Origin of the sequence: Actinoplanes sp. M2I2 (genome assembly GCF_023544445.1) — a bacterium.
Classification (GTDB): Bacteria; Actinomycetota; Actinomycetes; order Mycobacteriales; family Micromonosporaceae; genus Actinoplanes.
On sequence record NZ_JALPVJ010000008.1, the window covers coordinates 39,279 to 63,400 of the forward strand.

Genomic DNA, 24,122 nt, shown 5'->3' on the forward strand with positions numbered 1-24,122 from the left:
GACCCATCAACCCGGTACCGCTGCTCAACCCGACCGGCATTGAACTGGCCGAAGCCCTTGATGCGAACCCCGTAGACATCGGCGCCGGAACTTATGGAACGAGCCACGCCCATGATTAGCGGCGCTCCTTGTGCTCTCTGATAGCTGACGGACGCCTGCGTTATCGACCCGCCAGCGCCTTGGGCGCGTCAGTCGGTGACCCCCAGATGCAGCAGCCACACCCGCTCCTGATACTCGATCACCACGTCGAAATACGACGGCGCATACGGGTCACGGATCTCGACGGTCAGGGTCCAGCAGTCCGCATCCTCCGGCCAGAGCCGGCTCAGGAGGGCCACCGCCCAGTCCGCGAGGGACTCGGCCAGAAACCGCGGCGCCGTGCCCTGATCCCAGACGCCCGGCTGCCCCGATGGCAGGAACATCGCGGGCAGCGCCTCGCGCACCAGCGGCCGCCAGGGCGGCGCAGGCGCCATGCGTGCGACGCGGCAGCGGCCGGGTAGCAGCGCGTTCACCGACGCCTCGATGTTCTCGTCGATCAGCGGGCCGGTGTCGAGACTGAACTCGCACGCAAGGTACTTCTCTTCCAGGACGTCGGCCAGTACCAGAAGCGCGTGGTCGACCATCTCGGGCACGGCGTCGATGCCAGCCGCCTGCCCCGCGGGCAACGATGACCAATCGAAGCTTGCCACAGTGCCACGCTCCTTCAGCCGGATAGCCCGACATGGTAGGGGCATTGGAGTTCCTCCGGCGACGACTACAGAAGCGCTGCGCGGTCGGACCCGCGGCGACCTCGAGGACGCCGAGGATATCCTCGCTCCGGTCAGGGCGGGTCCGCCGAGCCCAGGCCGGGCGGTGTTCCGACGAACCGCTGATGGCGGGCGTCTTGCGGGGCGTCAAGACGGTACGCCGCATTGCCCGTCGCAGCTTCGCCTTACTTTAAGCTGCGCAGGGTGCCAGGCGGTGGCTGATCTATCGCGAGGCTTCTCCCCAAGCGACAGGTGCCGCCTGGCCCGCCTCACCGTCCTGTCGTGAGGACCACGACCGGCCCCGGGCGCCATTCAGCACAGCTCCCGCTGATCGCGAACTGGCCGGAGCGGGAGTGGCGTGGCGCCACGTCCCGATGCTGGTCAGACACCACAGTATTACGTAGCTGCCACGAACAGCTCTGTGCTGTGCTGTGATACATGGGCCTCGATTACGGAAGCTTCATCCTCGCGCTGGACGCCGACTCCGTTAGGGCGATCCGCGCCGACGTCGAGCTGTGGTCAGCCGTCGAGGACTACCCGCCGTTCGGGCCGCAGCTCGGCGACGAGACCTTTCCCGCGTTCAGCTATCGGCTGCTGGACGAGGTGCCGATCGGCGACGGCTGGATCGAGCACTTCGGCGACCGCTCCTTCCGGCAGGCCGAATACCTGCTCGACCCGGTGACCTACCTGGAGACAACGTCATGGGAACAGCGCGAACGCACGACCGCCTACCAGATGATCTTCGGGCAGGAGCCGTTCGCGCACGAGGGCATGCAACCGGGCCGCTGCAACTGGCGATGCTCCCGGTCGGCCTGGCTGGCCACGACAGCCCAGCGGATCGACACCTTGGGCGTCGCTGCCGCTCGCCGCAACTTCTCCGTAGCGCAGATGCTCGACCAAGGCGTCTATAAGGTGCACCCCGAAGACGTGGGCCACGACGACGAACGCTTCGCACAGATCCTCGCGAACCTGCGCGAGTTCGCCGAGCACTGCCGCCGCGTCGCCGACCAAGGCCTCGACCTCGTCATCAAGCTCGTCTGAGGGTGACTGCAGCTGATGTCAAGCCGCCCCGAGGCGCCGTCGTCCTTTGGGGTGGCCCTTCACTGCCGCGTGGCGACCCAAAGTCGCTATTGACTCATAGGTCGTGGCTACTAACGCTGACGACGTCCGAGGAGGGCATGGCACGACCAGGTAGCGGCATCACGTCTAGCGGGCGGTCACGCGCAGTCACGCTCTGCGACGTGCTACTTCCAGACTGCTGGTGTGACGTTTTTGGCGTACCACTTGTTGAGGTAGCCGGCAGTGGTCCCACTGTCGAAGCTGACTTGTACGAAGTGATCTTCTACCGATGCCACTGCCCAGATGACGTTGGCGAGCTTCGCATAGTCATCCTTCGAGACATTCTCATCCAGCTCAATGGTGATCTTACGATTTGCCATGCCGCTCCCTTGGAGTCGATCGCCATCATCGAGATGATGGCGATGAGAATTTGCCCGTCAGTCAACCTCGGTAGCGTCCCACACCTGACCATCTCCAAGACCTGACATGGGCCAGCAAAGGGGAGGCAGGAGTCTTCCAGTAGGTCGGCCAGCAGCAGAAGCACGTTGTTGACCATTTCAGGGACGGCGCCGACGAGTGCTTTGTTCGTTGCCGACAGCGATCGCCAAACCGAAGCTGGCTACGGTCACAGCTTCTTCAGCAGGACAGATCACCATGGTAAAGCGGTCGTATTCGTGTGGCCACGTGTCATAGATGCATAGCGCTGCTCGACCCAGCGGCGAACGGGACGACGCCGTCCCTGGTGGCCACCCGCGCGGCCCGAGCTCCGTGGTCGCGGCTACCGGGCCATGCTTGTGAGCAGTTGCGTGCTCGACGGGAGACCCGGGAGGCCCGCAGACTGCGTGCCCATGACGGGGATCCTTTTTCCGGACGGCGCGAGCAATGACGTGCGGCACGGGTTGTTCGAGCCGACCGCGAGATACAGCGGCGGCGACTGGGCCGGTGATGTCCTCGAGCCGTGGCTGGCGGCACACCAACCCCTGCTCCGGGCGCTGCATCGGGCCGGACGCTGGGAAGCGGCCGCGACGGTGCTCGGCAACGAGGACAGGTGGACTTTGTACGCGCTCAGCCGGGTCGCCGAACTGCTGATCCTGCCGTACCAGCCGCCAGCGGCTGGCCCCGACTACGAGGAGGACACGCTTCCGATCGGCGCCTACGAGCAGTTCATCCACGCCATCGGCGGCACGTTCCCGCGCACCGGTTCGTTTCATCCGTTCCTGCATGAGCTCGTCGCGGTGCACCCCGACGACGACCCGGACGCGCCTCCGGCCCTGGCCGCTCTGTGGTGGCCGGGCTGCATGATCGGCTCTCTGATGCTGCAGCGGGCGGGCGTGACCGTCCGCGCCGGCTCCCATCACCTCACTGCGGCCGTGGCCGCCGGGTCGACGCTCTACTGGGCGTGGTGGCGCCGGCACCGGCCGGTCTCGGACCTGTCACACGGCTGGGGATCCAACTCGCAATGGCGGACCGGGTTCCGCCGCGACTACTGGCTGCCCGACCGCCTCGCCTACAACGTCGACGCCGCGCTGGAACCCTCAGAACAACATCCCGGCGGAGCACCGTTCAACACCGACATCAGCCTGCTGCGGCACCGGTGCAGCACCATGACCGACTGGGGTGACGACGAATGGGTGTGGCCCCACCACTACAGCGAACCGGCCCCGTTCAACCTCGCCGACGTACCGCTGGCGACCGGCTACCTCACGGAGCTCGCGACCATCATCACGGATCTAGGGGAGCTGCGGGGGATCTGGGACCTCGCGGCCTCCCGCATGACCGCCGGCGAGCCCATATTCGTGGCCGATCTCGCGATCGCCCTGCGGCACCAGCACGGAACGTCCATGCCGCCGCCCTGGCAGTACACCAGCGTGTTCGACCACCTGCTGCGTCTGTTGTGCATGACCGCCGGCGCGTCGTCGGTGGACCAGGCCGTACGAGTCGTCACCGCGGGCGATCTCCCGCAACGCCGATACGCGGCGCAACTGCTGACCGCCTACCAGCCCATTACTGCGCTGACCAGCCTGTTCACCGGCCCGATCCCGGCGGCAGCGCAGACCGAGGAACTTCGCGCTCTTGTCCTGCACGAGCTGATCCTGCGCGCCGTCAAGGTGGAAGACGTACCGGCGATCGCCGAATGGGCAACCTCACCGCAGCGTCCCGGCCAGCCGTCCGACCGGCTGCCCAGGACACTGACCGCGCTCGAGGGCCGACCGGCCCTGCCACACTTCCAACTCCGCTCGACCAGCTACCCCACATCCGGCAGCAACAGCGCCGGCGTCATCGTCGACCGGCTGCCCGGCGCACAGATCCCGCCGTCCCGGGAGACGACAACACCAGTGACGATGGCAGCGATCAGCACCGCCGTCGCCGCCTGGACGCAATGGTCGAACGGCCACTACGAAGCCCGTACCTTCGAGTTCACCGGCGAGCTCACCGACGGCGCCTTGGCCGATACCCTGGCCGCCCTCGGCCTGCATTGCCTGGGTACGACACCAGCCGCTGACCTGCTCATCCGGGAAACCTCCCCGGGCGAAGCCTGGCAGGCGTTGTTCAACGCAGCCGCGAACGGCGGCGCCTACACCCGCGGCGAAGGCGGCGCCCAGGGCCGTATATCCGCGTGGCGATCACTCGCCGCCCTGACCAGCGCCACCGAGCAGGCCGACACCGCCGAAGTGGAAGAACTCGCCAGCCGGTGCCGCTGGTACACCCTCGACCCCACCACCGGCTGGTTCGACCAGACCGGATGGGACCTCGCCGTCATCGCGGTATCCCCCGATCACCGACACCTAGCCGTGCTCGCGGCCACCGACGCCGACTGACCGGTCCGGGCTGACCCTGTCGAGCACCCATCGCTGGTTGAGGTTCATTGCGATGCATATGAGCAGGCCCAGCGGCAGCTCGATGACCATGGGCCGTCGCTCAGGTCGAGCAGAGCGGGGGCGTACGGGGTGTCGGAGTTCAGGGTGAGCCAGACGTGCTGTGGTTCGGTGGCCAGCCTGCCGAAGACGCCCATACCGTTCGGGCTAGGGAACTTCATGTGACGGTCTAGCAAATCCCCTTCTGCCAGTGGAGCAAATCGCTAGTATGAGCCGCAAAGCAGTCAGCTCAGCAATCGGCGTGCTGAGAGCATGGCTATTGGTATCTGTGGTGTACAGCCAAGTAAAGGATCGATCCTTCGCCGAGACGCTACTCGGATTCTTGCCTGTCGCACTTCTTCTTGCACTGCTTATCATTTGGATGAATCGGCGAAAAGCGCGTTGAGTCGCCTGAGAATGGCCTCTCGTTGGGCAATCGTCGCCCAGGTTAATGCCTGCGGGTGAGTAGAAAATTCTTTCCGGGGCGGAACCGATCGGAGCAGCTCTCCTCGGGAGCGCATCAAAGAGGATCAAAACCGCTAGTGCCGCTCTTGGTGAGAAGTTTCTCTACGTCTTCAAGGCGCAGCCCGGGATCGGGCGCCTTACGCCTGCGGCGACGGCGCCGACCCGGCCGCGCAGACCGCGAGAGTAGGCCAGACACGACAAAACCCCGGATCGTCTGGAGAGACGACCGGGGCTTGGTCGAATAGCCGCGGACTATATTGGCGAGTTCCTAGCCATCGATCCTAGCTAGTTAGCAGGAGATCTTGTCGGACAGGCCCTCGTGTGTGTTAGTGATGGTGTTCTGCATCGGGTACCACCTCCGGTTATTGTCTTCGAAGGTCAGCTCGACGTGCGTTACGACAGCCTGAAGGCGGTAGCTGTGCGTCCCGATTCGGCAGTCCGTGCGCAGCTCGGTTGTGGCGCGGCCGTCAACTGGGAGGAGTACCGTGTCGTCCTCCGCCTTGGTCCGCCAGGTGCAGCGAAACGTGCCGCACTCCTTCGTTTGCAAACGGAATTGCACGCTCGCTTCCGAGCACGAGGTGTTGCCTGCCACGTCGATATTGCCGTTCACGACTACTGTAGAGATGGGCAGCGTCTGACCGGGGCCTACCGGCCCACTGGCAGTGACTCCTCGCGGAATGCCGAGGTTCGTGTCGTAGATCCCGACGCCGTAGAAGCAGTTTGCGACATCGGAGGCGTCAGCGGCGGACGCAGGGCTTGAGGCAGCGACCACGCCGATAGCTGCGGCCAAGGTCGTTGCGGTGGCGATCGTGAGGCGCTGGACACTGCGCATGACATGCTCCCTACATTGGGCACTAAGTAACGCTCACACGTGCCCGAGCGGTATCCGGTTCAAGATCCCGACTGCGTTCACTCGAACGAGCGACGACAGCCTTTCCCGGGCCCTGCTGGTCCGCCGGGCGCGCCCGGCACAGGAACCACCGGCACAGGAACCAGCCGCCTCTAGCAAGAGGCCGCCTGGATAGCGGTGCCTCCGGCGGCCCTGCCGGGGGCGGCCTGCGGCCCGCTAACACCCGTGCCTCCGGTGGGCGCTCGGGGAAGAGTCTTCCCGTAGCGCGCCGTAGGCAAGTCACGTCGAGCGCCGGCCGGCAAGCGGTGGATCGTGCTTGCCGGCCGGCCCTTCACTCCGACAGGCGATGCGACAGCAGCGGTATCGAGCCCTCACCTGGCGGCACGGCGTCCCCTCCACGCGCACAATGGAGCGATGACGAGGCAGGCGCGACGCCCGAGTCGCAACGGGAAGCGGCTTCAGGACACCGTCCGCCACCCCCTCGCGGGCCCGATCGGCGTGTGCTGCGTGTCGGCGGCCGCGCTCGTTGGCGTGTTGTGGTTGGTCGGTGAGATGGCGACCGGCGATCTCGACTCGAACGACAAGATCGCCAGCGTGGCAGGGCTCGTCGTCGCGTGCACCGCGCTGCTCCTGACAGCTGTGGGGCTGCGCCTGCAGTTGCAGGAGCGAGCCACGAACCGCCGATCAGAAGCACGGGCTGACTTGGTCCGATGCCTGACCGCCCTGCATTCTGCTGCGGGGCGCCCAGACTTTCGGCGGGTCAGTAGCTCGTACGCAGACGTGGATAGAGTGCTCGAGCGCCTGGGCAACCGCACCTATAAAGCCGTTCTACGAGGGGACAGCGCCGATTGGCGCACGACGCGCGCCGTTGTCAGCGCTTTGATCGCCGTCGCGGAAACTCGAGATCTGCACCTCGACAGCGAGTTGCTCGGCGATGAACGCTGGCGCCGGCGGTGGGCCGCGGCCGACGCGAGCCGGGCGACGACTCCGGTTCGCCCGTGGCTGGTCGGCCTCACGGCTGCTCTGCTCGTTGCCGGCGCTTTGAACGCTGCCTTACCTGAGCATTCACGACGGGTGATTGATCCGGTCGTTGCCGAACAGCTCGTGGTGGGCAAAGGCACTCGGCGGGCTGCGGACGGCGAGCTCGGCGAAGTTCGCCTGCGCCTCGCACTGGCGAACACCACGGATGCCGACCGAACGATCAGAAGCTTTCAGATCTCGGCCATCTTCCCACCAGCGGCGTGCGGGAGCTCGGGTCCGTTCTTCGTCTACGAGCTTTCCACGGCACTGACGATGACCGCACTCGATCGAGACAGGACAGCGTTCTCCGGCGAAGTTACCGAGCTGGCGGCGGGCACGGCCGATTCCGAGTCCGACTTTGGTGATGGTATCCGCCTCCCGGCGCACGGATCGTACAGTGGCCGGAAGTGCGGGACTGCCGAGTTCCTTCTAGGGTTCGACGCGGTTGTGGTGTTGCCGGCACGCGCCACGACAACGGTAGAAATTCGACTGCCGGAGTCCGTATACGTAACTCGGCAAAAGACGAAAACGACCGAGTCTCGTCGATTTGTAGGATTCCCAAGTTTTGGAATGGTAGAGGCCATCGACAGTAACGGTGTGGCGATCGAGGCATGCCGGACCACCACTCAGTTTTACCGGTCTTCCCCTGAGTCGAACGGGTTTGCTGCTTGCCGTGCCGGGATGTAAAGCTCATCCCGATCCAGCGCCGAGAGAGTTGCCCGGGCAAGTCCTCGCAGCCAGGCGGGACCCAGCCGTAATCAGAGACTCGAGGCCGGCCCTTCGAACCTGCGGCTGACCAGGCGGGCGGGTCTTTGCTCGTAACGGCGGCCTGACACCGCCGAAGTACGCGTCCAAGCGCGTGTGCTTCCAGGCCGTCCCTCGGTTGCCCATGACGGCCTGAGAGATGAAACGCTGGCCGGCCGGTGTCTACGGGCCGATAACCGCCCATATGTCACCCGGCTCGGTTTCATGGCCGATGGAATTACGTGGCCACTAACTTCGACGCCCGTCCGACAAAGGCACGGCATGGCCGGGCAGCGGCATACCTGTAGCGGGTGGTCACGCGCAGTCACGCCCTGCGACGTGCTACTTCCAGACTGCTGGTGTGACATTCTTGGCGTACCAATTATTGAGGTAGCCGGCGGTAGTCCCGCTATCGAAGCTGACTTGTACGAAGTGATCTTCTACTGATGCCACTGCCCAAATGACGTTGGCGAGCTTCGCATAGGCATCCTTCGAGACCTTCTCATCCAGCTCAATGGTGATCTTTCGATTTGCCATGCCGCGCTCCCTTGGAGTCGGTCGCCATCATCGAGATGATGGCGATGAGCATCTGCCCGTCACTCAACCTCGGTAGCGTCTCACACCTGACCCCCTCGCCAAGATCTGACATTAGATGAGGAAAGGGGTGACGGTAGCCGTTGGCGTGGGTGTCGTGCCGGTGTCGGCGGAGGTGGTAGTCGCGTCGGTCGTGGTGTCCCACCGGTCGCCGCCGGCTGGCAGGCCCGACTACCGGCTACGCCGAGGCAAACCCTGCAGCCGGCCTCCAACCGCTGCGAGTACCCGTCCAGTGTCTGCACGCCCGGTCGGCGAGGAGCTCGAGATTCCGGTGACCCGGGCCAATTGCGGCGGCCACGCTCCCGGCCGGCGCGTAGGGCTGTAGGCAACGGATTTGGCGGGCGTGAGTGGCCGCCAGCCGCCAGGAGTCCCTTCTACGCGTCGTCGTCCAGCGTGGAGGACCACGACGGGGGATCTCGCGATGGCGGTTGGAAGTCCTAACTTCCATGGCGGACTTCTCGGATTGGCTTCATTGCGTCCTTTCGGCGCCAGATGTTCGGAAATCTGGTCGCCCCTCATCTTGCCGTCCAAGTTAATCATTGATCGGCTCGACGCCATGGACCCCGAACTGCCAGGTTAATTCGAGACCCATCTTACCCTTGCCAGCCGATGAGATGTTACAAGGCACTTCAGCGGCTCAAAGCGTCCCACGCGCGTTCATCGGCGGCCACCTCGGCCAACGAGACGGCGACTGTGCGCGTCGGCGGCAAGGTGTCGTCTTCGTACCCAACAACCACGAGATCTTGGTAACCGATGTCGAGGTGGAATGGGCGGGCGGCGAGATACCCACGGACTTCGGCTAAGTCGCTTCCCAGCAACGGCTCGCCGTTCATATAGCCGACCTTCGTGTAACAGTTTGGGTCTCCAAATGGAGTGACATCCCGGTATAGGTGCCGAAAACCAAATCGCTCCACGGAGCGGCGCAACGCCGCAAGATCGTTTTTTGCCCACACGCCGTTCGTGGCAGGCTCGATCGGCCACCCATGAACTAGACACCAATTCCTGGCGACGTCGAACGTGCGCATCGCGTCGATGCCGGGGTCGGCCGCGACGACGATCCCGCCGAACTGGATGTGCAGAGGGTGGATGAACGAGGCCTGCCATTCTCGTGCTAGGCAGCGTACGCCTTCCGGATCGACCTCGTCGGCTTTGCCAAGGTACAAGATCGTCGCGTGAACTTGGAACGAATCCCGCGGCGTGTAAGAGCCGGTGAATCGATCAGAGAGGAATTTTTGAAGCGGCGTCAGGGCGGCTTCAAAGGTCGGCGTCTTGGCTCCATAATGAGCGACCAGCCCAAGCTCACGTGACATAACACTCCAAGTGGGTCAAATCGGACGTTGCGCAGAAAGTTTCGAAGCTGCCGGGTCAATCGAACGAGGCGGGTACCTAGTTGCCGGTGATGTGTACCTCAGGCATGATAATGAGACTATAGGCCGATGTCAGGAGCTGCGATGGCGGGTACCGGCACAGCGGATATCGAAACTTCCCGAAGTCCTCTCCGTGGCACTCTGTTCTCCGCCGCCGACCGCCAGATCGAAGGTTTGTTGACGCAGGCCCGTTTCGACACGAGTTTGATCGAGGGACTCCTTTTCCTCGACGGCGGCCTGATCATCCCTGATATTTATTTCTTTATTTCAGCTCGATTGAAGAGCCACCTAGATTCTGCCGCCTTTTCGCGGCTGGAGGCGGCGTTGGAGATGGGTATGGTCCAGCCGTCCTTCAGAAGTCAGGAGACAGCAAGCTTCGTTGATTCCCTCCAGGTTGTCCGGAGGGCCGGTATCGCCGGTCTACTGCCGGGCGATCAGCCGGATCAGATCGCCCGACGCCTGGATGCAGCACTTCAACGCGCCGCCGATTACCAGCCGGCGTTCTGGCCGTCCGAGTCGCCGACCTCGGTGGCCGAGCATTATCAGGAGATCGTTGAGTCGTGCCTGACCGGTGATGAACCACCGCCGGTGGAAAGTGGGAAGGCTAAGGCGTTTCTCGAGGACGTGTGGCGGCGAAGTGTGCAGTGGCGCATCGACTGCCTGCAGCGGGCCGTGACGGCGAGCGGCTCGGGCCTACGGCGAGGGGCGTTGATGAAGGAGATCGGTAGAACAGTCGGAATCGAGGGCTCGGTTGACGATGTTCGTGATCTGTATAAGGCGGCCAGAGCGTTTGGTCTGGCGGAGGAGGATGTCAACGCGCTGAAGACGATTTGCACCATCATGAACAACTGCTATTTGTACAACCAGGCGCAGCAGCAGGTCACGCGGGCCGATTTCCCCGCGTACGATCAATCAGCGGAAGTCGTTTTAACAGCCGGGCGGTTGACGGACGAGGCTATCCGCGCTGGGTCTACGCCGCGGAGCGAACGGCCCCGGTTGGAGCGGACGGTGACAGCTCCTAGCATGGATGCGCTGATGGAAGCGGATCCACGCCGACTGCTCGGTGTTCGGAAAGACATCCACGCCGAATACCTCGCAGCGGTGCGGGCATGGCGTCGTGAACCATCGAGTCAGCAGGCAGAACGCCTCGTCGATATTGAGCACGCGTATGTCGAGACCCTTACGCGCAATGTCCCCGAGCACCTGCCTGACCAGATGACAATCACTCATATCGCTGGCAGCGGATCGGAGCCGTCAACCATGTTTGTGGCTGGCACGGCCACTACACCGGGCGGGTACGAGGACACCGGTGGTCCTGGGCCGGAATCGATGATGCCAGAGGCATCCTCGTCGTATCGTTCCCACCGCGCACCGCACGCTGGCGCGATCCCAGTCGCGATTGAGGTACATCGGGAGGCGGTTGTGGCGCCCACTTCCTGATTGGTCATGACCCGAAGGACGCGCGCGCCGCGGTCCGCTTCGCGCGTTTCAGCTCCTCTACGTAACGCTGCCTGTCCGTACCAGTGAGCCGTTGAAGAATGCCGACCGCCCGCAGAGCGTAGGCAGGAGCGGATGGGTCGTCGACCCCAGTGGCGATGATGAGGTCGACCATGAGCCGGAGCGCGACCGCCAGTTCTGGCAGTTGCCGCGGATCGCGCTCGGCCAGTACCTCGTGGGCAGCGACCCCGGTGCGCGCGGCTTTCGCGGCAGCCATCGTCGGATCTTCTTTCGTCAGCTCGGACCGCAGGTCTGCCGCCGCGGCGGCCAGGATCTCGAGGTAACTGTCGGGTACAGCCTCGGCGAGCTCTCGATACAACTCCACCGCACGACTGATTGCGTCGAGTCGATCGCCAGGCGCTGCCCTCACCATGCCAAGATTTCGCAGTGACCGGGCCAGGTACGGCCGGTACGTCTCCGGATCGTGAACGGCGAGTTGTTCGTACGTGCGGGTTGCGTGTTGCAGCTGCTCGGCGGCATCTGAGGGGCGGCCCAGCCCGCGCAGGATCATCCCCAAGTTGTTCCGCGCATGTGCCATATCCGGTAGGACGACCCCGTCCCTCCTGGCACCGAACCCTTCCATCAGATCGAGCGCTTCTGCGCCGGCGTGGAAAGCCTCTGCATGGCGGCCCAATTTGGAGTAGACCGCCGCCAAGTTAGTTAGAGCGGCAGCGCGGCGACGCTCGTAGTGACCATCGTCGAGTCGCGCGTAACGGTCGACAGCCTCTGCGATGGCCTCCTTCGCCCGCTCGTGATCCCCGGCGGCGGACAGCCGAACCCCGAAATCGTTTAGGGCCCCGGCTAGGCCCGGAGTTCTGCCCCTCGTGCGCCCCTCCAGATTCCGTTGATGCTCGACGAGGAGTTTCGTGATCGCGACCGCCCGTTGTTGGTGGACGCGACTGCCGGGCGGGATGACCGCATCCATTTGAGCGAGCAGTTCCGTACCGTCGCCCTGGGCACGGCAGCGTTCCACGACAACGTCGAGAGCCGCGTTTAACGGCGCGGGGTCCTCGGCGGCCATGGCCACCAGCGTGGCGGGTACAGCTAGCAGATCAGGGTGTGTGGGTATCAGGAGGCGGATTGCCTCGTCGGCTTTGGGGTACCGAACAGCCACCCGAGACAAGACCGTCAAAACATCATGCGCCTGGCGGGGCGACAATTCGCTCACTGGGGCGTCGAAGTGACCCGGTCGCTCAGTGAGGGTGCGGCCCACCAAACGCTCGGATAGGCGGTCGGGTTGCAGGCTGCCCCAGTACATGTGCCGGTCTCGGTAGAGGTCGCGTAGCCAGCGCACGACACTATCTACGAGCTTGGCGGAGGATCGTTTATGAAGTATCCGCAGACCGGCCTTTACGGGCCCGGTCTCCTCGGGTCCCGCTGCGGTACACAGTGTTGCGATTGCCACAAGACCCGCCGAAGCAGACGGGTTCAGCTGGAGTTTGTGAGTACCGGCAAGGCTGCTCCAATAGCGCCGCTCGTGCAGAAGCAGCACATCCTCCGCTCCTCCGGGCACGTGCGGCCGCGCGGCCGCCATATTCGGATAGGCCGCGCCGAGGAGTAGGGCGAGCGCGGTCATCTGTACTTCGAGGATGTTGGAGTATCGAGCTGGGGACATGCGAGGCCGCTCGACTCGTTGGACAACGGCTGACCAGTCGACATGGCGGTGCCCATCTAGCCTAGGTAGCCGATCGGCGAGGCCAAGGAGTGCGTCTGTGAATGCCTGCTCCGGTCCGAGTTCGCCGTCCGAGCCACTCAACGCAGACAACTCGGTGTGCTCTATCGTCGCGAGCTGGAACACCTCTAGGTGGGGTGCCGACGCAGCAATAATTTCCAACCAGTCACCCTTAGTTCGGGCCAAGAGCAGTAGTCGCACCTTTTCTGTACGGTGTCGCACCAACGATCGCGCCAGAGCAGTCAGCTGGCCCGTGCGTGACTCCGCGTAGTCAACAACGATCAGCAGAGGAACATTTAGCTCTCGCATAATTCGGTAGGTCTCGCGGGTCGTGTCTGGCTCCCACGAAGCCAGATGGAGGACCGCCCAGCGGCCTTGGGCCATTCGGCGACCCAGCTCGCGCCCAAGCCGCGATTTTCCCTGCCCGCCGCCCCCAGTCAACAACCGGACAGCAAATAGCCCCGGTCGCATACACCAGGCGCGCAACTCCGCGAGGAGGTCATCCCGGCCTCGGAAACGCACCGTTTCCGCGTCGGCACGCAGCAGCCCGGCCGGCGACTGTAAGTCGGCGACGACGTCTTGCATTTCGTCGAGCTCGACCGGTTCGGCGAACGGAACATGGCCAGTCGCGTCACGGATATGATCGCAGAATCCCGAATCCTGCAAAAGATGCTCGATGGACAGCGCGGTGAGCCGCCGGCTTGCGAACCTCTCGATATCATCCCAGATGACTACACCTGTCAAGAGATCGTCGCAGAACACGGCTGCGCCCGACATGCCTCGCCATCGTGAGAGCGGCCGGTCCGTGTCCCAGATCGCAGGTGTCGCCGACTCGATATCAATGTCGATCAGTCCTGCCCTGGTCTTGGTAAGCGGATTGATCGTTCCCCTAAGTTGCTCCGCTTCCCGCACCTCGCTCCCTGCATCCGACTCCGTCACCTGCATGTCCGGAAATCCGACCGCCGTACACCCCACCTCAGGGCGTCCACTCACCAGTGCACCCCATCGAGGTGGTAGACAAGATGCCGTGTCGTCCTCAACGAGTTTTAGAAGAGCCGCGTCCGCTCCGCGCCAGTGATCACCTTCGGCCCGCCACACCACCGTCGCAGTGCGAGCCATCCGCGCTTCTGCGTGGTTGTCAGCCGTCCACCCGTCGTCCAAGAAGGAGACCAGGGCATCGGACTGGCCTTCGACGACGTGGCCAGCGGTAAGAATCAACTTGTCGGTGATGCGATAGCCGCTGCCGTGTCCATGACCGGACTGGATCTCGCAGACGCGATCTCTCTCCAGCATTCGCACCGTCCCCTGCAACACCAGATGAAGGAGACCTTAGCCGGGTGGGCAGCCGGCGCACACCAGCCATGGAGACGGCTTGACTGCCCGCACAACCGATGCCGTCCACTATCCCATGTGGCAACATCACGCAAAACCTCAACCGACAGGACGAGTGCTCGATGGACTCCGAATCCACACCGCAACCCGTCGTTCGCATCAGGGTCTTGGATCCGGACGACCGAGATAGCCGCCAGATCTCCAGCAGGCGCAATCTGACCGAACGCCTTAGTGACCGACGAGCGGATATCGCCGCAGCCGTAGCCGAGGCCGTAGCGGCGCTCCAAGAATCGAACGCCGCCGCCGCTGCGGGCACGGCGGAAGGATGGCGGGTGTCGTCGCTTGAGGCGACATTCGGTATCGCACTTGTCGCCGAGGCAGGCGTAATCCTCACCAAGGCGTCCACCGAGGCGTCACTCGAAGTGACGGTCACACTCGAGCGTGGGAACAAGTAGCGTTACCCTTCAGCCACTTTCGTGCCGCGCTCGCGGGCTTCATCTGACCGGATTGTATCGGGCATGTAAAGTGGCTGCACCGGAGATTTCATCCAGGCATCTTCACTTTCGTAGGTGGAATGCCATGACGAATGCCGTCTTCATGTATCTGGACTTGCCAATTTCCCAGTTAATTTTGGCGCTGCTAAGGAGCAAGCCGGGAAAGCTCGTGAACACTGGTTTCGCATCGAGCCAAAACCATTGATCGCCAGAACGCTTGAGATGCGGATCGGGCGGCAATGTCTGTACGCCGCGCCGACGTACGTCGAGACGAGCTCCGAGATGAAGAGAATCGGCGGCGCCGACAATGCCAATCGAGTTGGTAAACCACATCAAGCACTTTTCGGGAAACATGGGCACGGTCGCTTGGCCGGCCGGATGCTCCCCGGGTGCTCGGACGTTAACCACGCCGATGGAGACGCCTAGCGAAAACTGGATTACGGGCCCTGATCAAGACTCCCGTAGTGATTACTCGGCCGACGTAGGCGGGTTGAGCCGTTGATACGCGGCAAGAGCGCATCGGATACAGCCGCACAGCCTGGGACTAATATCGCTGATGGTTCGTGTGCGGATCACTACGTATAGCTGCGTTTTAAAAGTCCACAGCTCTGCCATTGAGCTAGCGGCCCGCGATCATAGAGTACCTGTGCGATGAGAGCATCGCGGGTGGGTATCCGCTCCGCCGTGTTTGTGCAGGTCAGGTCCCGCCTACGAAACTTCTGCGACGAGCCGTCGTCCGGATGGGTCACATGGCCGGTGCGGGGACCAGCCGGGCGGTACGGCGACGTTCGGTGGCTCCGGTGGGGAGCGGGGAGCGGAACCCGTTGGCACGGATGGCGGCTTCGTCGGCCGTACGCCGGAGGGCTTGAGCAGCGCAGTCGGCTGATTGCGCGTCGCGCCAGGCGTTTCGCTCGGCCTGGGCGGACTGCTCGTAGCGGAGGCGCCGGTAGGCCGCGGCGGCGCGGTTGACGACCAGTTGCTGTTCGACCGGGTGCAGCCGGGCGTCCCAGCCTTGGTGGCCGGCGAGGGCGTCGGCCATCGCCGTGGCGGGCAGGTCGCCCCGGTCCACAGCGGCGGCCACGGCCCGGTGCAGGAAGCGCTCGCGGGCCGCGTACTCCTCGCAGGTCGACGCCGGCGACGGCGACCGGAACGCGGCGGCGGCCAGGCTGTCGCGCAGTCTGGCGTCGGCGTCGATCCACGCCTGCCACTGTGTGGCCTGCTGCTCGTCGGCGTGCTCCCACCGCTGCCGCCACTGGCCGGCGGCGACGGTCGCCCGGTCGGCCGCGACCCGCACCTCGGCCGCGAACCGCACGGCATCGGCGGCTTCCTGCGCCGTGGGACGGGCCGGCCTCCCGCGGCGCAATCCGGCGAACAGCTGCCGCAGGGCGCGCCCCGGCTCACGCAGGATATGAGGGCTGCCCAGCAACAACACTGCCGGCACGGTCATGACCAGCAAGCTTCCCCAGATCACCAGCGGGGTGGGTTCGGTCAGCAGCATTTCCGCAACCACGTTCACAACAGCAGTCCATCCGCGTCGTCGATCGCCGTCGCGGGGGCCCGGACGGCGTGCTGCGACTGCCGCGGCGCTGTACGCGGGCGGCGGTCAGGCGACGACGAAGGGCGGGGCGCGAGAACTGCGGGCGGCCGCGGCGAACTGGTCGGACAGAGGCAGTGAGCACGCGGCGATACCGGGCTCGGCAGGGCAGGAGGTTGCGGTCGGTTCCGGCTCGACGTCCGCAGGCGCGGTAGCAGTCGACGCTACGGCGTGATGCGTGGCCGAGGCCACGGAGCTGCGGGCGGATCCGGCGACACCAGGAACGGCCAGGCCCTGCGAGACGCCGAACAGCGCCAGGACCATGACCACAAGAACAGGCAACGCCCGCGCCACACCGCGCCGGGTCCCGTTTGCCATGCCCGAAATGTACAGGATCAGTCGATCATGGACATGACCGCCACGCCGCTGACGGAGTCGGCCAGGCCGGGCCCCGGGCCGGTCACGTGTCTCGGTTCGTTCGGTGGTTGTCCGCTGTCAGCGCGGTGTCTTACGCTTCCCCGACCTGAGCAAGGGGGCGAGCACGCGCGTGAGCCAGACTCGAGCATCGGTCATGGCCGGCGACGGCCACGCCATCGGGTACGAGATTCGGCAGCCGGCGGGGGTGGCGGCGCCGGCCACCATCGTCTTCCTGCCCGCTCTGGGTGTGCCGCTGTCGTATTACGCGCGGTTGTTCGACGTCTGGGCCGGCGATGGGCATCAGGTGGTCGGTGTGGAGCACCGGGGGCAGCCGCTGAGCCCGATCCGCAGCATCCGGCGGGGGCGGTTCGGCTACAGCGACATGATTCGGCAGGATCTGCCGGCTGTCTTCGCGCTGCCCGAGGTTCGTGCCGCCTCGCAGGTGGTGCTGGTCGGGCACAGCATGGGTGGTGCGTTGGCGTTGCTCTCGACGGCCGCGGGCACGGTCGCGCCGGACGCTGTGGTCACGATCGCCACCGGTACGAGCTGGTGCAGTGCCGAATTCGGGGCCCTGCGCCGGGTGCAGCGCTATTTCGGCATCCGCGTGGTCCGGACGATCACCCGCACGGTGGGCTACTGGCCGGGCCACCTGTTCGGGTTCGCCGGCCGGCAGCCCAGCACGGTCATGCGCGACTGGGCGTACGAAGCCAGCCACGGCCGGTTCCGCCTGCACCGTGACTCGTTCGATTACGAGGCCGCCCTGTCGCGACTGAGGACGCCCCGGTTGATGCTCGGCATCGACGGCGACCATTTGATCAATCCCCGTGCGGTGGCGCTGCTGGCCAAGCGGGCCGCCAATGCCGCACGAGTCCAGGTTCGAACAGCCGGCGACGTACGGGTGGACCACTTCTCCTGGGCCCGCCGGGCGCCGGCCGAGGTGGCCGCCCCCATCGGCCGGTGGCTCGCCGAGATCGGACAGCCCTGACCGACGCTGCCGCGGCTTGGGGAGAGACCAGGCGATCGGCCTGCCGGGAACGACCGGCTCGGCCGCCAGGTGGCAGCCGAGCCGGTCAGCGTCAGCCGACGCTCTGCACAGCATCCTTCTCGACGTGCACGCCGGCCGTCAGCTCGACCATCTGCTTCTGGCTCAGGCCGAGACCCTCCCAGAACTGGACGATCAGGTAGACGCCGGAGGGCTGTTCCACCCACATCTCCCAGCCGGTGTCGCTGTCGGCGGGCGCCGGGGTCTGGCCGGGGATCATCGCGGGCAGGCTCTTGAGCAGGACGCCGTCCCGATCACCGACCTTGACCTCGATGCCGTCGCGCGCCGGTCCGTTCTGATCCTTCGACTCCAGGAAGATTGCGATCTTGCCGACGGCGCTGGCCGGGTCGAGGCGTGGGTCAGCGGACGGGTTGGCGTTCGGGTCGGCGTTAGGGGCCGCGCTGCCGGCGCCTTTCGGGGCGAGCAGCAGGTTGTAGTTGTTGTCGGCCTGGATGAACCAGCCGGCCGGCACCTTGTCCACAGTGAAGCCCTTCGGCTGCGCGCCCTGATAGGCGACCAGGTCGAGGGCCGAGCTGATGGCGGGTGGCGCCGCGGCCGTCGGCCCGAACGGGCCCGACCCGACGCCCGCGGACGGGATGGTGAACGCGGCGACGAGCGCGGCGATGCCGAAGACCGAACCGGCGACCGTCTGTACGGTGCGTCGCTGCCGCACCGCGCGACGGCCTCGCGTGACGTCGGCTTCGACGTCGGTGGTCGCCGTCGAGGTCACCGAGTCGGCGATCTCGTCGAAGTACTCTCGCAGGTCGTTCATGACGTAGCTCCCTGAGGCTGGACGGACAAGGTGGGCTGCTGCTGGTCGAGAACTGCACGAAGGCGTTCGAGCCCGCGTGCGGTCTGGCTCTTGACGGTGCCCTCGGAACACTCGAGGGCGTGCGCGGTCTCGGCGACGTCGAGACCGTGGAAGTAGCGGAACACCACGGCCGCCCGCATGCGCGGTGGCAATTCCCGCAACGCGCGGCGGACGGCCTCCCCGCCCGGGCTGCTCGCCGTGGTGGCCGCCTGATCGGGCAGCTCCGCCACCGGCTGTTCCCGGCGCCGCCAGACCCGGCGGCGCTCGTCGATCAGCGCGTTGACCAGAGCCCTGCGCAGATAGGACTCCGGGTTGCCGACCTTCTGGAACGTCGCCCAGTTGGCATACACCTTGATCAGCGTCGCCTGAACCAGATCCTCCGCCAGGTGAGTATCGCCGGCAGCCAGGAGTGCGGCGGTCCGCAGCAGGCCCAGCCGCCGACCGGCCACGAAGTCCCGGAAGTCGTCCTCTTGCTCGGATCTGACCGAGCCTCTTTGCAGTCTCACAACTCGAAGACGGCTTTTTCGTCGGCCAGGTTGCCTCGCGAAGACATTGCTCGAACTTCTTGAGCTCACTCGCCGAAGGGCTTCTCCGGGGTGAGGTGCGTCAGCGACCGGCCGGTGGCGAAGTCGAGCGGCACCGAGACGTGGTCGTGGATCATCAGCCACTGACCGTCGAGGAGGCGGAAACAGTTGGTCGTCCGCACCCACATGTCGGTGTCGTGGCCGTTCATGACGCCCACCAAGCGGATGAAGAGGCGGGCGAAGGCCAGCTCGTCCGACCCGTACACCTCGAGCCCGGAGAACTCGAGGGTGAGCGGTCCCTCGAAGGCGGTGAAGAACGCCACCCAGCCGTCACGCCACATTGGACCGCCCCGGAATTCGATGGGCGGCATGAGATCGAAGGCGCTGAAGGCGTCGCCGTCGGCGTAGAAGGACATCATGCCGTCGACGTCCTTGGCCTCGAAGGCCGCCTTCCAGTCCTGCATGCGCTGACGGACGTCCTGCTCGACCAGGGTCTGCGTGGTGTTCATGGTTCCCTCCCGCGGAAGCTTGGAGGACTCATGCTTCCGCGGAGCGCGGTGGCCGGCCACGCCGTGATCATCCGGGTATGGCCGGTACCCCTCAGCCGTCGAGCAGGCGCCGGATCCGGCTCAGGTCGGCGTCGGTGTCGGGGGTGTAGAGCACCAGCCCGAGCCCGGGCTCGTCGTCGATCGCGAACGACGAATACCACAGGGCCAGGTGGCCGGCGACCGGATGAGCCAGGTGCTTGACGCCCTCACCCAGCGTGCCGACATCGTGGGCCTCCCACATGCGGGCGAAATCCGCGCTGCGGTTGCGCAGTTCCTCGACCAGCCTCGTCGCCTGCTCGGTGGCGCCCCAGCGGGTGAGCTCGCGCCGGAACGTCGACACGGCCAGGCCGGCCTCGTCTTCCCACCTCGTCAGCAACGTCCGCGCGGCGGTGTCGAAGAACAGGAGTCTCAGAACATTGCGCTCCCCGGGCGGCAACGTCGCGTAGTCGGAGAGCACCAGCTGGGCGGCCCGGTTCCAGGCGATGATGTCCCAGGCCGGGGTCTTGATGTACGCCGGCCCGTACGGGAACCCGCTGAGCACCCGGCTGAAGCGGGGGTCGAGGCCGGGCTCGGCGGTGGCCGGCGCCGCGGGTCGCCGGCCGTGGGCGAGCAGGAACACGTGCTCGCGTTCGGCCGGGCTGAGCAGGAGCGCGTCGGCCACGCTGTCGATCACCTGGGCCGACGGCGCCCCGCCGCGGCCCTGCTCCAGTCGCGTGTACCACTCGACGCTCAAACCGGCCCGTTGCGCGACCTCCTCACGCCGCAGCCCGGGCGTGCGGCGGCGGGCGGATCCCGGCAGGTCGAGCCCGGCGGTGTCGAGACGCTCGCGCCGGGACCGGAGGAAGGCGCCGAGCGAGTTTCCGGGCAATGTCGCCACCCCAGCACCCTACGCGCGGCCCGGCCGTGGCCCCGGCTCGAACGTCGCGGTGGACGTCAAGCACCAGGCAGGCGCTGCTGGGTCATGCGGACTGCCCGGTGGCTGGGGTCCCTCGGCGTACGAAGGGTGTCGCCCGGTAAATAGATCACGAAAAACTGTCGGACTCGGTGGACCGGGGGCCCCGGCACTGCGACGCTGAGCAGGTGTATGACTACGACGTGTTGGTGCTGGGCTCCGGGCCCAGTGGTCAGAAGGCCGCCATCGCCGCCTCCAAGCTCGGCCGCCGGGTCGGCATCGTCGACCGGCGGGACATGATCGGCGGCGTCTGCATCAACACGGGCACCGTGCCGTCGAAGACACTGCGTGAGGCCGTGCTCTATCTGACCGGTCTCAGCCAGCGCGACCTGTACGGCAGCAACTACCGGGTCAAGGACGAGATCACCGTGAGTGACCTCGCCGCCCGCACCCAGCACGTGATCGCCCGGCAGACCGACGTCATCCGCAACCAGCTCGCCCGCAACAAGATCACCATGATCACCGGCATCGGGCGGTTCGCCGACGCGCACTCGATCTGGGTCGACGGCGGCAGCGGCGGCCGGGAGAGCAAGGTCAGCGCCGACAAGATCATCATCGCCGCGGGCACCCGGCCCGCCCGTCCCGGCAGCGTCGACTTCGACGACCGGACGATCGTCGACTCGGACGGCGTGATCAATCTGCAGGCCGTGCCGCGCAGCATGGTCGTGGTCGGCGCCGGCGTCATCGGCATGGAGTACGCCTCGATGTTCGCCGCGCTCGGCACCAAGGTCACCGTGGTCGAACGTCGCGAGAAGATGCTCGACTTCTGCGACGACGAGATCATCGAGTCGCTGAAATACCACCTGCGCGACCTCAGCGTGACGTTCCGCTTCGGCGAGGAGGTGGCCGCGGTCGAGCGCCACCAGACCGCCGCGCTCTGCATCCTCAAGAGCGGTAAGAAGATCGTCGCCGACACGGTGATGTACTCGGCCGGACGCCAGGGCCAGACCGAGGACCTGGCGCTCGAGGCGGCCGGGCTCGAAGCCGACCGGCGTGGCCGCATCGAGGTCGACGTCAATTACCGTACGGCGACCGACAACATCTATGCCGTCGGCGATGTGATCGGCTTCCCGGCGCTGGCCTCCACCTCGATGGAGCAGGGCCGCCTGGCCGCGCACCACGCCTGCGGCGAACCGGCCCGCGAGATGCACCAGCTCCAGCCGATCGGCATCTACACGATTCCCGAGATCAGCTTCGTCGGGAAGACCGAGGACGAGCTGACCGACGCCAACACGCCGTTCGAGGTGGGCATCGCCCGCTACCGCGAGCTGGCTCGCGGCCAGATCGTCGGCGACTCCTACGGCATGCTCAAGCTCCTGGTCGCCCCCGACGACGGCAAGCTGCTCGGCGTCCACGTCTTCGGCACCGGCGCCACCGACATCGTCCACATCGGCCAGGCGGTGATGGGCTGCGGCGGCACGGTCGACTATCTGGTCGACGCGGTCTTCAACTACCCGACGCTGTCGGAGGCGTACAAGGTCGCCGCTCTCGACGCCTCGAACAAGATTCGCAACATCACGCGGATCGACGGATAAGCCCCTTTTCGCGGCTCTCCTTATGAGCAGGTTTTGTCACGTGCCCCGCGCCGACCTTCGCCGATGTGGCGAATCGGTACAAGTGGACCACTCCGGTGGTAAAAAACCGATCTCTTAAGGGGAACTAAAACCGTGGTAGAGGCGGCCATGAAAAAGAGTCAAGTACGCTTCGGCTATGTCATGGATGGCCAGCGCCCGGCACGGGGTCCGGGAGGCTCCCGGCGGCTTGGCGCTGCTGCAGGAGCTGCTCAACACTCGTCCGCCCATGTCGTACGGCACCGACCTGCTCGTGGAGACCGATGACGCCCAGCGATGGTTGACCGAGGCGCTCGCCACCTGGTCCCGGGTCTCCGGCCTGCCGGCGCCGACCCTGCTGATCTCGTCGTCCGATCTGCGCTCCCTGCGCCGCCTCCGCAGCACGTTCGAGAACGTCATCCTGGCCGGCGGCACCGGGGGTCCCGACGGTTCCCTTCCGCCGGCCGACGTGCCGGTCAGTCTCGTCCCCGACGCCGATGGCTGGGTGCGCATCGTCCCCACCGGCCGGGGCACGCGATGGCTGGCGTCCGCGCTGTGGGCCGAGGCGCTGCTCTCCCAGCAGGGCGGGTTGTGGCCCCGGCTCAAGCTCTGCAACAACCTGGAGTGCCGGGCGGCGTTCTTCGACACGTCCCGTAACAACAGCGGGGTCTGGCACGACGTCAGCACCTGCGGAAACACGGCCAACCTGCGGGCCTTCCGCGAGCGTCGCCGCCTGCTGGGCGGCAGTGGCGCCCTGCCGCCGCGCCCCACCGTCCAGGGCCCGCCGAGCCTGATCTGATCAAGCGCGGCCGGTCCTGCTGAGCGATAAGGCCGGCTTCGAGGCGCTTCCTGCGACGACGTTGCAGGCCGGGTCAAACCAGACCGAGCCGGGCCGGGCCGAGCCGCGCCGGGTAGAACGAACCGCGCCGAGCAGGACGAACCGCGCCGAGCAGGACGAACCGCGCCGAGCAGGACGAACCGGGCCGGGCCGCAGGCGGAACGGTATGAGTGCCGCCGGTATGCGACGCGGTCGCGGCCAGGTCGCCGCAGGCGGGGGGACGGAAAGTTCCCGATGTAGGGGTCTCGCGGGGAACTTCGGGCCGGGCTGGGGCGACTATGGGGGTATGGCTTGTGAGCGGTGGCGCGAGATGCTTTCGGCGCAGCTGGACGGCGAGGACGATCCGGCCGACCGGGGCGCGGTCGACGCGCACCTGGCCGGCTGCGCCGGGTGCCGGGAGTGGCTCGACCGGGCCGCGGCGGTCAATCGCCTGACCAGCACCAGCATGGGCACGCCACCGGACCTGAGCGCGGCCATCCTGGCTGCGTTGCCGGGCCGGAGCGACGATCGCCCAGCCGTAGGGTCCACGCCTGGCCTGGCCGCCGTCCACGCCATCGGCGCTCCGGAAGCCGTCCCCGAGCGGGGGAGGCGCCGGCTTTCCCTGGCGAAACTGCCCCTGGTCGGGCGGGTGCGCTGGGGGCGTTTCCCGTTCGCCGCCGTGTTGATCGTGGCGCTGGCGGCCGTGGGGGCGGTCCAGCTGATCCTCGGGCTCAACCAGATTGGCGGCGGGGTCGTCGGCGCCCACGTGCACACCGGCCTCGACGCGACGCCGGGCCATCTCTGGCACGAGTCGGCGGCCTGGAATGTGGCGGTCGGCGCGGGCTATCTCTTCATCGCGCTGCGGCGGACCCGGCCGTCCGGGCTGATCCCGATGCTCACGGCCTTCGTCGGGATGCTGCTGCTGCTCTCGGTCAACGACCTCACCGCCGCCCGGGTCGACCTGGCCCGGCTGATCAGCCACGGCTTCGTGATCCTCGGCTATCTGCTGATCGTTGCCCTTTCGCGCATCCCGGGCGGGTTCGTCACCACGCCGCCGGGCATGCGGGAGCGGACGGCGGCCGGCGACGCCTGGCGGGCGCGTTTCGGTGAGGACGACGAGGAGCAGCCGGTTGAGCCGTTCCGGCCGGGGCTGCGGCTGGTACCGCCGGGACCGATGACCGCCCAGCTGGACGAGCGCCAAGCCGCCTGACCCCAACGACCGCCTGGCGGCA

At 66.1% G+C, this 24,122-nt stretch carries 22 protein-coding genes; 9 read left to right on the forward strand and 13 right to left on the reverse strand.

Annotated features, from left to right (window positions below):
* Positions 1-188: 188 nt before the first annotated feature.
* Positions 189-689: a hypothetical protein gene (locus HJC40_RS17215; RefSeq protein WP_250002129.1), complete on the reverse strand. Its 501-nt coding sequence runs from the start codon at positions 687-689 to the stop codon at positions 189-191.
* 495 nt (positions 690-1,184) lie between these two features.
* Here HJC40_RS17215 and HJC40_RS17220 point away from each other — a divergent pair, with 495 nt between their 5' ends.
* Positions 1,185-1,787, forward strand: coding sequence for a DUF1877 family protein (locus HJC40_RS17220; RefSeq protein ID WP_250002130.1), 603 nt, complete (start codon positions 1,185-1,187; stop codon positions 1,785-1,787).
* A 203-nt stretch (positions 1,788-1,990) separates the two neighbouring features.
* Here the strand turns inward: HJC40_RS17220 and HJC40_RS17225 are convergent, their stop codons facing one another.
* Positions 1,991-2,185 (reverse strand): hypothetical protein, encoded by a 195-nt coding sequence (locus tag HJC40_RS17225; RefSeq protein WP_250002131.1) that lies wholly within the window; start codon positions 2,183-2,185, stop codon positions 1,991-1,993.
* 468 nt (positions 2,186-2,653) lie between these two features.
* On the opposite strand from HJC40_RS17225, the gene HJC40_RS17230 reads away from it, so the two are divergent.
* Positions 2,654-4,624 carry a DUF6183 family protein gene (locus HJC40_RS17230; protein WP_250002132.1) on the forward strand — a complete coding sequence of 657 codons (1,971 nt, stop codon included), beginning with the start codon at positions 2,654-2,656 and terminating at the stop codon, positions 4,622-4,624.
* A 790-nt stretch (positions 4,625-5,414) separates the two neighbouring features.
* Here HJC40_RS17230 and HJC40_RS17235 read toward each other — a convergent pair.
* Complete coding sequence (locus HJC40_RS17235) at positions 5,415-5,957, reverse strand: hypothetical protein (protein WP_250002133.1); 543 nt, start codon at positions 5,955-5,957, stop codon at positions 5,415-5,417.
* Positions 5,958-6,389: 432 nt separating this feature from the next.
* Here HJC40_RS17235 and HJC40_RS17240 point away from each other — a divergent pair, with 432 nt between their 5' ends.
* Complete coding sequence (locus HJC40_RS17240) at positions 6,390-7,682, forward strand: hypothetical protein (RefSeq protein ID WP_250002134.1); 1,293 nt, start codon at positions 6,390-6,392, stop codon at positions 7,680-7,682.
* 399 nt (positions 7,683-8,081) lie between these two features.
* Here HJC40_RS17240 and HJC40_RS17245 read toward each other — a convergent pair whose 3' ends face one another.
* Complete coding sequence (locus HJC40_RS17245; protein WP_250002135.1) at positions 8,082-8,276, reverse strand: hypothetical protein; 195 nt, start codon at positions 8,274-8,276, stop codon at positions 8,082-8,084.
* 686 nt (positions 8,277-8,962) lie between these two features.
* Entirely contained in the window at positions 8,963-9,643 is a 681-nt protein-coding gene (locus HJC40_RS17250) for a hypothetical protein (protein ID WP_250002136.1), read from the reverse strand.
* A 141-nt stretch (positions 9,644-9,784) separates the two neighbouring features.
* Between HJC40_RS17250 and HJC40_RS17255 the strand changes: the two genes are divergently transcribed.
* Positions 9,785-11,140: a hypothetical protein gene (locus HJC40_RS17255; protein ID WP_250002137.1), complete on the forward strand. Its 1,356-nt coding sequence runs from the start codon at positions 9,785-9,787 to the stop codon at positions 11,138-11,140.
* A gap of 4 nt (positions 11,141-11,144) precedes the next feature.
* Here HJC40_RS17255 and HJC40_RS17260 read toward each other — a convergent pair whose 3' ends face one another.
* Positions 11,145-14,162 carry a tetratricopeptide repeat protein gene (locus HJC40_RS17260; protein WP_250002138.1) on the reverse strand — a complete coding sequence of 1,006 codons (3,018 nt, stop codon included), beginning with the start codon at positions 14,160-14,162 and terminating at the stop codon, positions 11,145-11,147.
* A 161-nt stretch (positions 14,163-14,323) separates the two neighbouring features.
* Between HJC40_RS17260 and HJC40_RS17265 the strand changes: the two genes are divergently transcribed.
* Positions 14,324-14,656, forward strand: coding sequence for a CU044_2847 family protein (locus HJC40_RS17265; RefSeq protein ID WP_250002139.1), 333 nt, complete (start codon positions 14,324-14,326; stop codon positions 14,654-14,656).
* A gap of 102 nt (positions 14,657-14,758) precedes the next feature.
* On the opposite strand, the gene HJC40_RS17270 is transcribed toward HJC40_RS17265, so the two are convergent.
* The 3 genes from HJC40_RS17270 to HJC40_RS17280 all read right to left on the reverse strand — a co-directional run bounded on the left by HJC40_RS17270 (position 14,759) and on the right by HJC40_RS17280 (position 16,607).
* Positions 14,759-15,028 carry a hypothetical protein gene (locus HJC40_RS17270; RefSeq protein ID WP_250002140.1) on the reverse strand — a complete coding sequence of 90 codons (270 nt, stop codon included), beginning with the start codon at positions 15,026-15,028 and terminating at the stop codon, positions 14,759-14,761.
* Between the two features lie 412 nt (positions 15,029-15,440).
* A complete protein-coding gene (locus HJC40_RS17275) occupies positions 15,441-16,193 on the reverse strand; it encodes a hypothetical protein (protein WP_250002141.1) in 753 nt (250 codons plus the stop codon).
* Positions 16,194-16,298: 105 nt separating this feature from the next.
* Positions 16,299-16,607 (reverse strand): hypothetical protein, encoded by a 309-nt coding sequence (locus HJC40_RS17280; protein ID WP_250002142.1) that lies wholly within the window; start codon positions 16,605-16,607, stop codon positions 16,299-16,301.
* Positions 16,608-16,776: 169 nt separating this feature from the next.
* On the opposite strand from HJC40_RS17280, the gene HJC40_RS17285 reads away from it, so the two are divergent.
* Positions 16,777-17,631 (forward strand): alpha/beta fold hydrolase, encoded by an 855-nt coding sequence (locus HJC40_RS17285; protein WP_250002143.1) that lies wholly within the window; start codon positions 16,777-16,779, stop codon positions 17,629-17,631.
* A 91-nt stretch (positions 17,632-17,722) separates the two neighbouring features.
* On the opposite strand, the gene HJC40_RS17290 is transcribed toward HJC40_RS17285, so the two are convergent.
* The 4 genes from HJC40_RS17290 to HJC40_RS17305 all read right to left on the reverse strand — a co-directional run bounded on the left by HJC40_RS17290 (position 17,723) and on the right by HJC40_RS17305 (position 20,448).
* Positions 17,723-18,460 (reverse strand): hypothetical protein, encoded by a 738-nt coding sequence (locus HJC40_RS17290; RefSeq protein ID WP_250002144.1) that lies wholly within the window; start codon positions 18,458-18,460, stop codon positions 17,723-17,725.
* The gene (locus tag HJC40_RS17295; RefSeq protein ID WP_250002145.1) at positions 18,457-19,005 is read right to left on the reverse strand and encodes a SigE family RNA polymerase sigma factor; all 549 of its coding nucleotides are present in this window, start codon (positions 19,003-19,005) and stop codon (positions 18,457-18,459) included. Before HJC40_RS17295 ends, HJC40_RS17290 begins: the two co-directional genes overlap by 4 nt.
* Positions 19,006-19,070: 65 nt before the next feature.
* Positions 19,071-19,532 (reverse strand): nuclear transport factor 2 family protein, encoded by a 462-nt coding sequence (locus HJC40_RS17300; RefSeq protein WP_250002146.1) that lies wholly within the window; start codon positions 19,530-19,532, stop codon positions 19,071-19,073.
* Between the two features lie 91 nt (positions 19,533-19,623).
* Positions 19,624-20,448 carry a helix-turn-helix transcriptional regulator gene (locus HJC40_RS17305; protein WP_250002147.1) on the reverse strand — a complete coding sequence of 275 codons (825 nt, stop codon included), beginning with the start codon at positions 20,446-20,448 and terminating at the stop codon, positions 19,624-19,626.
* A gap of 203 nt (positions 20,449-20,651) precedes the next feature.
* Between HJC40_RS17305 and sthA the strand changes: the two genes are divergently transcribed.
* The 3 genes from sthA (at position 20,652) to HJC40_RS17320 (ending at position 24,100) form a co-directional block, all read left to right on the forward strand.
* Positions 20,652-22,058: a Si-specific NAD(P)(+) transhydrogenase gene (gene sthA, locus HJC40_RS17310; RefSeq protein ID WP_250002148.1), complete on the forward strand. Its 1,407-nt coding sequence runs from the start codon at positions 20,652-20,654 to the stop codon at positions 22,056-22,058.
* Positions 22,059-22,233: 175 nt separating this feature from the next.
* Complete coding sequence (locus HJC40_RS17315) at positions 22,234-22,872, forward strand: CGNR zinc finger domain-containing protein (protein WP_250002149.1); 639 nt, start codon at positions 22,234-22,236, stop codon at positions 22,870-22,872.
* A gap of 325 nt (positions 22,873-23,197) precedes the next feature.
* Entirely contained in the window at positions 23,198-24,100 is a 903-nt protein-coding gene (locus HJC40_RS17320) for a zf-HC2 domain-containing protein (RefSeq protein ID WP_250002150.1), read from the forward strand.
* Positions 24,101-24,122 lie beyond the last annotated feature (22 nt).

Bases quoted from the DNA above. Each gene is read 5' to 3' on its own strand.
- HJC40_RS17255 (WP_250002137.1), top strand. From the start codon at position 9,785: ATGGCGGGTACCGGCACAGCGGATATCGAAACTTCCCGAAGTCCTCTC.
- HJC40_RS17270 (WP_250002140.1), bottom strand. From the start codon at position 15,028: ATGTGGTTTACCAACTCGATTGGCATTGTCGGCGCCGCCGATTCTCTT.
- HJC40_RS17235 (WP_250002133.1), bottom strand. From the start codon at position 5,957: ATGCGCAGTGTCCAGCGCCTCACGATCGCCACCGCAACGACCTTGGCC.
- HJC40_RS17220 (WP_250002130.1), top strand. From the start codon at position 1,185: ATGGGCCTCGATTACGGAAGCTTCATCCTCGCGCTGGACGCCGACTCC.
- HJC40_RS17245 (WP_250002135.1), bottom strand. From the start codon at position 8,276: ATGGCAAATCGAAAGATCACCATTGAGCTGGATGAGAAGGTCTCGAAG.
- HJC40_RS17260 (WP_250002138.1), bottom strand. From the start codon at position 14,162: ATGCTGGAGAGAGATCGCGTCTGCGAGATCCAGTCCGGTCATGGACAC.
- HJC40_RS17280 (WP_250002142.1), bottom strand. From the start codon at position 16,607: ATGGCAAACGGGACCCGGCGCGGTGTGGCGCGGGCGTTGCCTGTTCTT.
- HJC40_RS17275 (WP_250002141.1), bottom strand. From the start codon at position 16,193: ATGCTGCTGACCGAACCCACCCCGCTGGTGATCTGGGGAAGCTTGCTG.
- HJC40_RS17240 (WP_250002134.1), top strand. From the start codon at position 6,390: ATGACGAGGCAGGCGCGACGCCCGAGTCGCAACGGGAAGCGGCTTCAG.
- HJC40_RS17320 (WP_250002150.1), top strand. From the start codon at position 23,198: ATGGCTTGTGAGCGGTGGCGCGAGATGCTTTCGGCGCAGCTGGACGGC.
- HJC40_RS17315 (WP_250002149.1), top strand. From the start codon at position 22,234: ATGTCATGGATGGCCAGCGCCCGGCACGGGGTCCGGGAGGCTCCCGGC.
- HJC40_RS17250 (WP_250002136.1), bottom strand. From the start codon at position 9,643: ATGTCACGTGAGCTTGGGCTGGTCGCTCATTATGGAGCCAAGACGCCG.
- HJC40_RS17225 (WP_250002131.1), bottom strand. From the start codon at position 2,185: ATGGCAAATCGTAAGATCACCATTGAGCTGGATGAGAATGTCTCGAAG.
- HJC40_RS17265 (WP_250002139.1), top strand. From the start codon at position 14,324: ATGGACTCCGAATCCACACCGCAACCCGTCGTTCGCATCAGGGTCTTG.
- HJC40_RS17290 (WP_250002144.1), bottom strand. From the start codon at position 18,460: ATGAACGACCTGCGAGAGTACTTCGACGAGATCGCCGACTCGGTGACC.
- HJC40_RS17300 (WP_250002146.1), bottom strand. From the start codon at position 19,532: ATGAACACCACGCAGACCCTGGTCGAGCAGGACGTCCGTCAGCGCATG.
- HJC40_RS17230 (WP_250002132.1), top strand. From the start codon at position 2,654: ATGACGGGGATCCTTTTTCCGGACGGCGCGAGCAATGACGTGCGGCAC.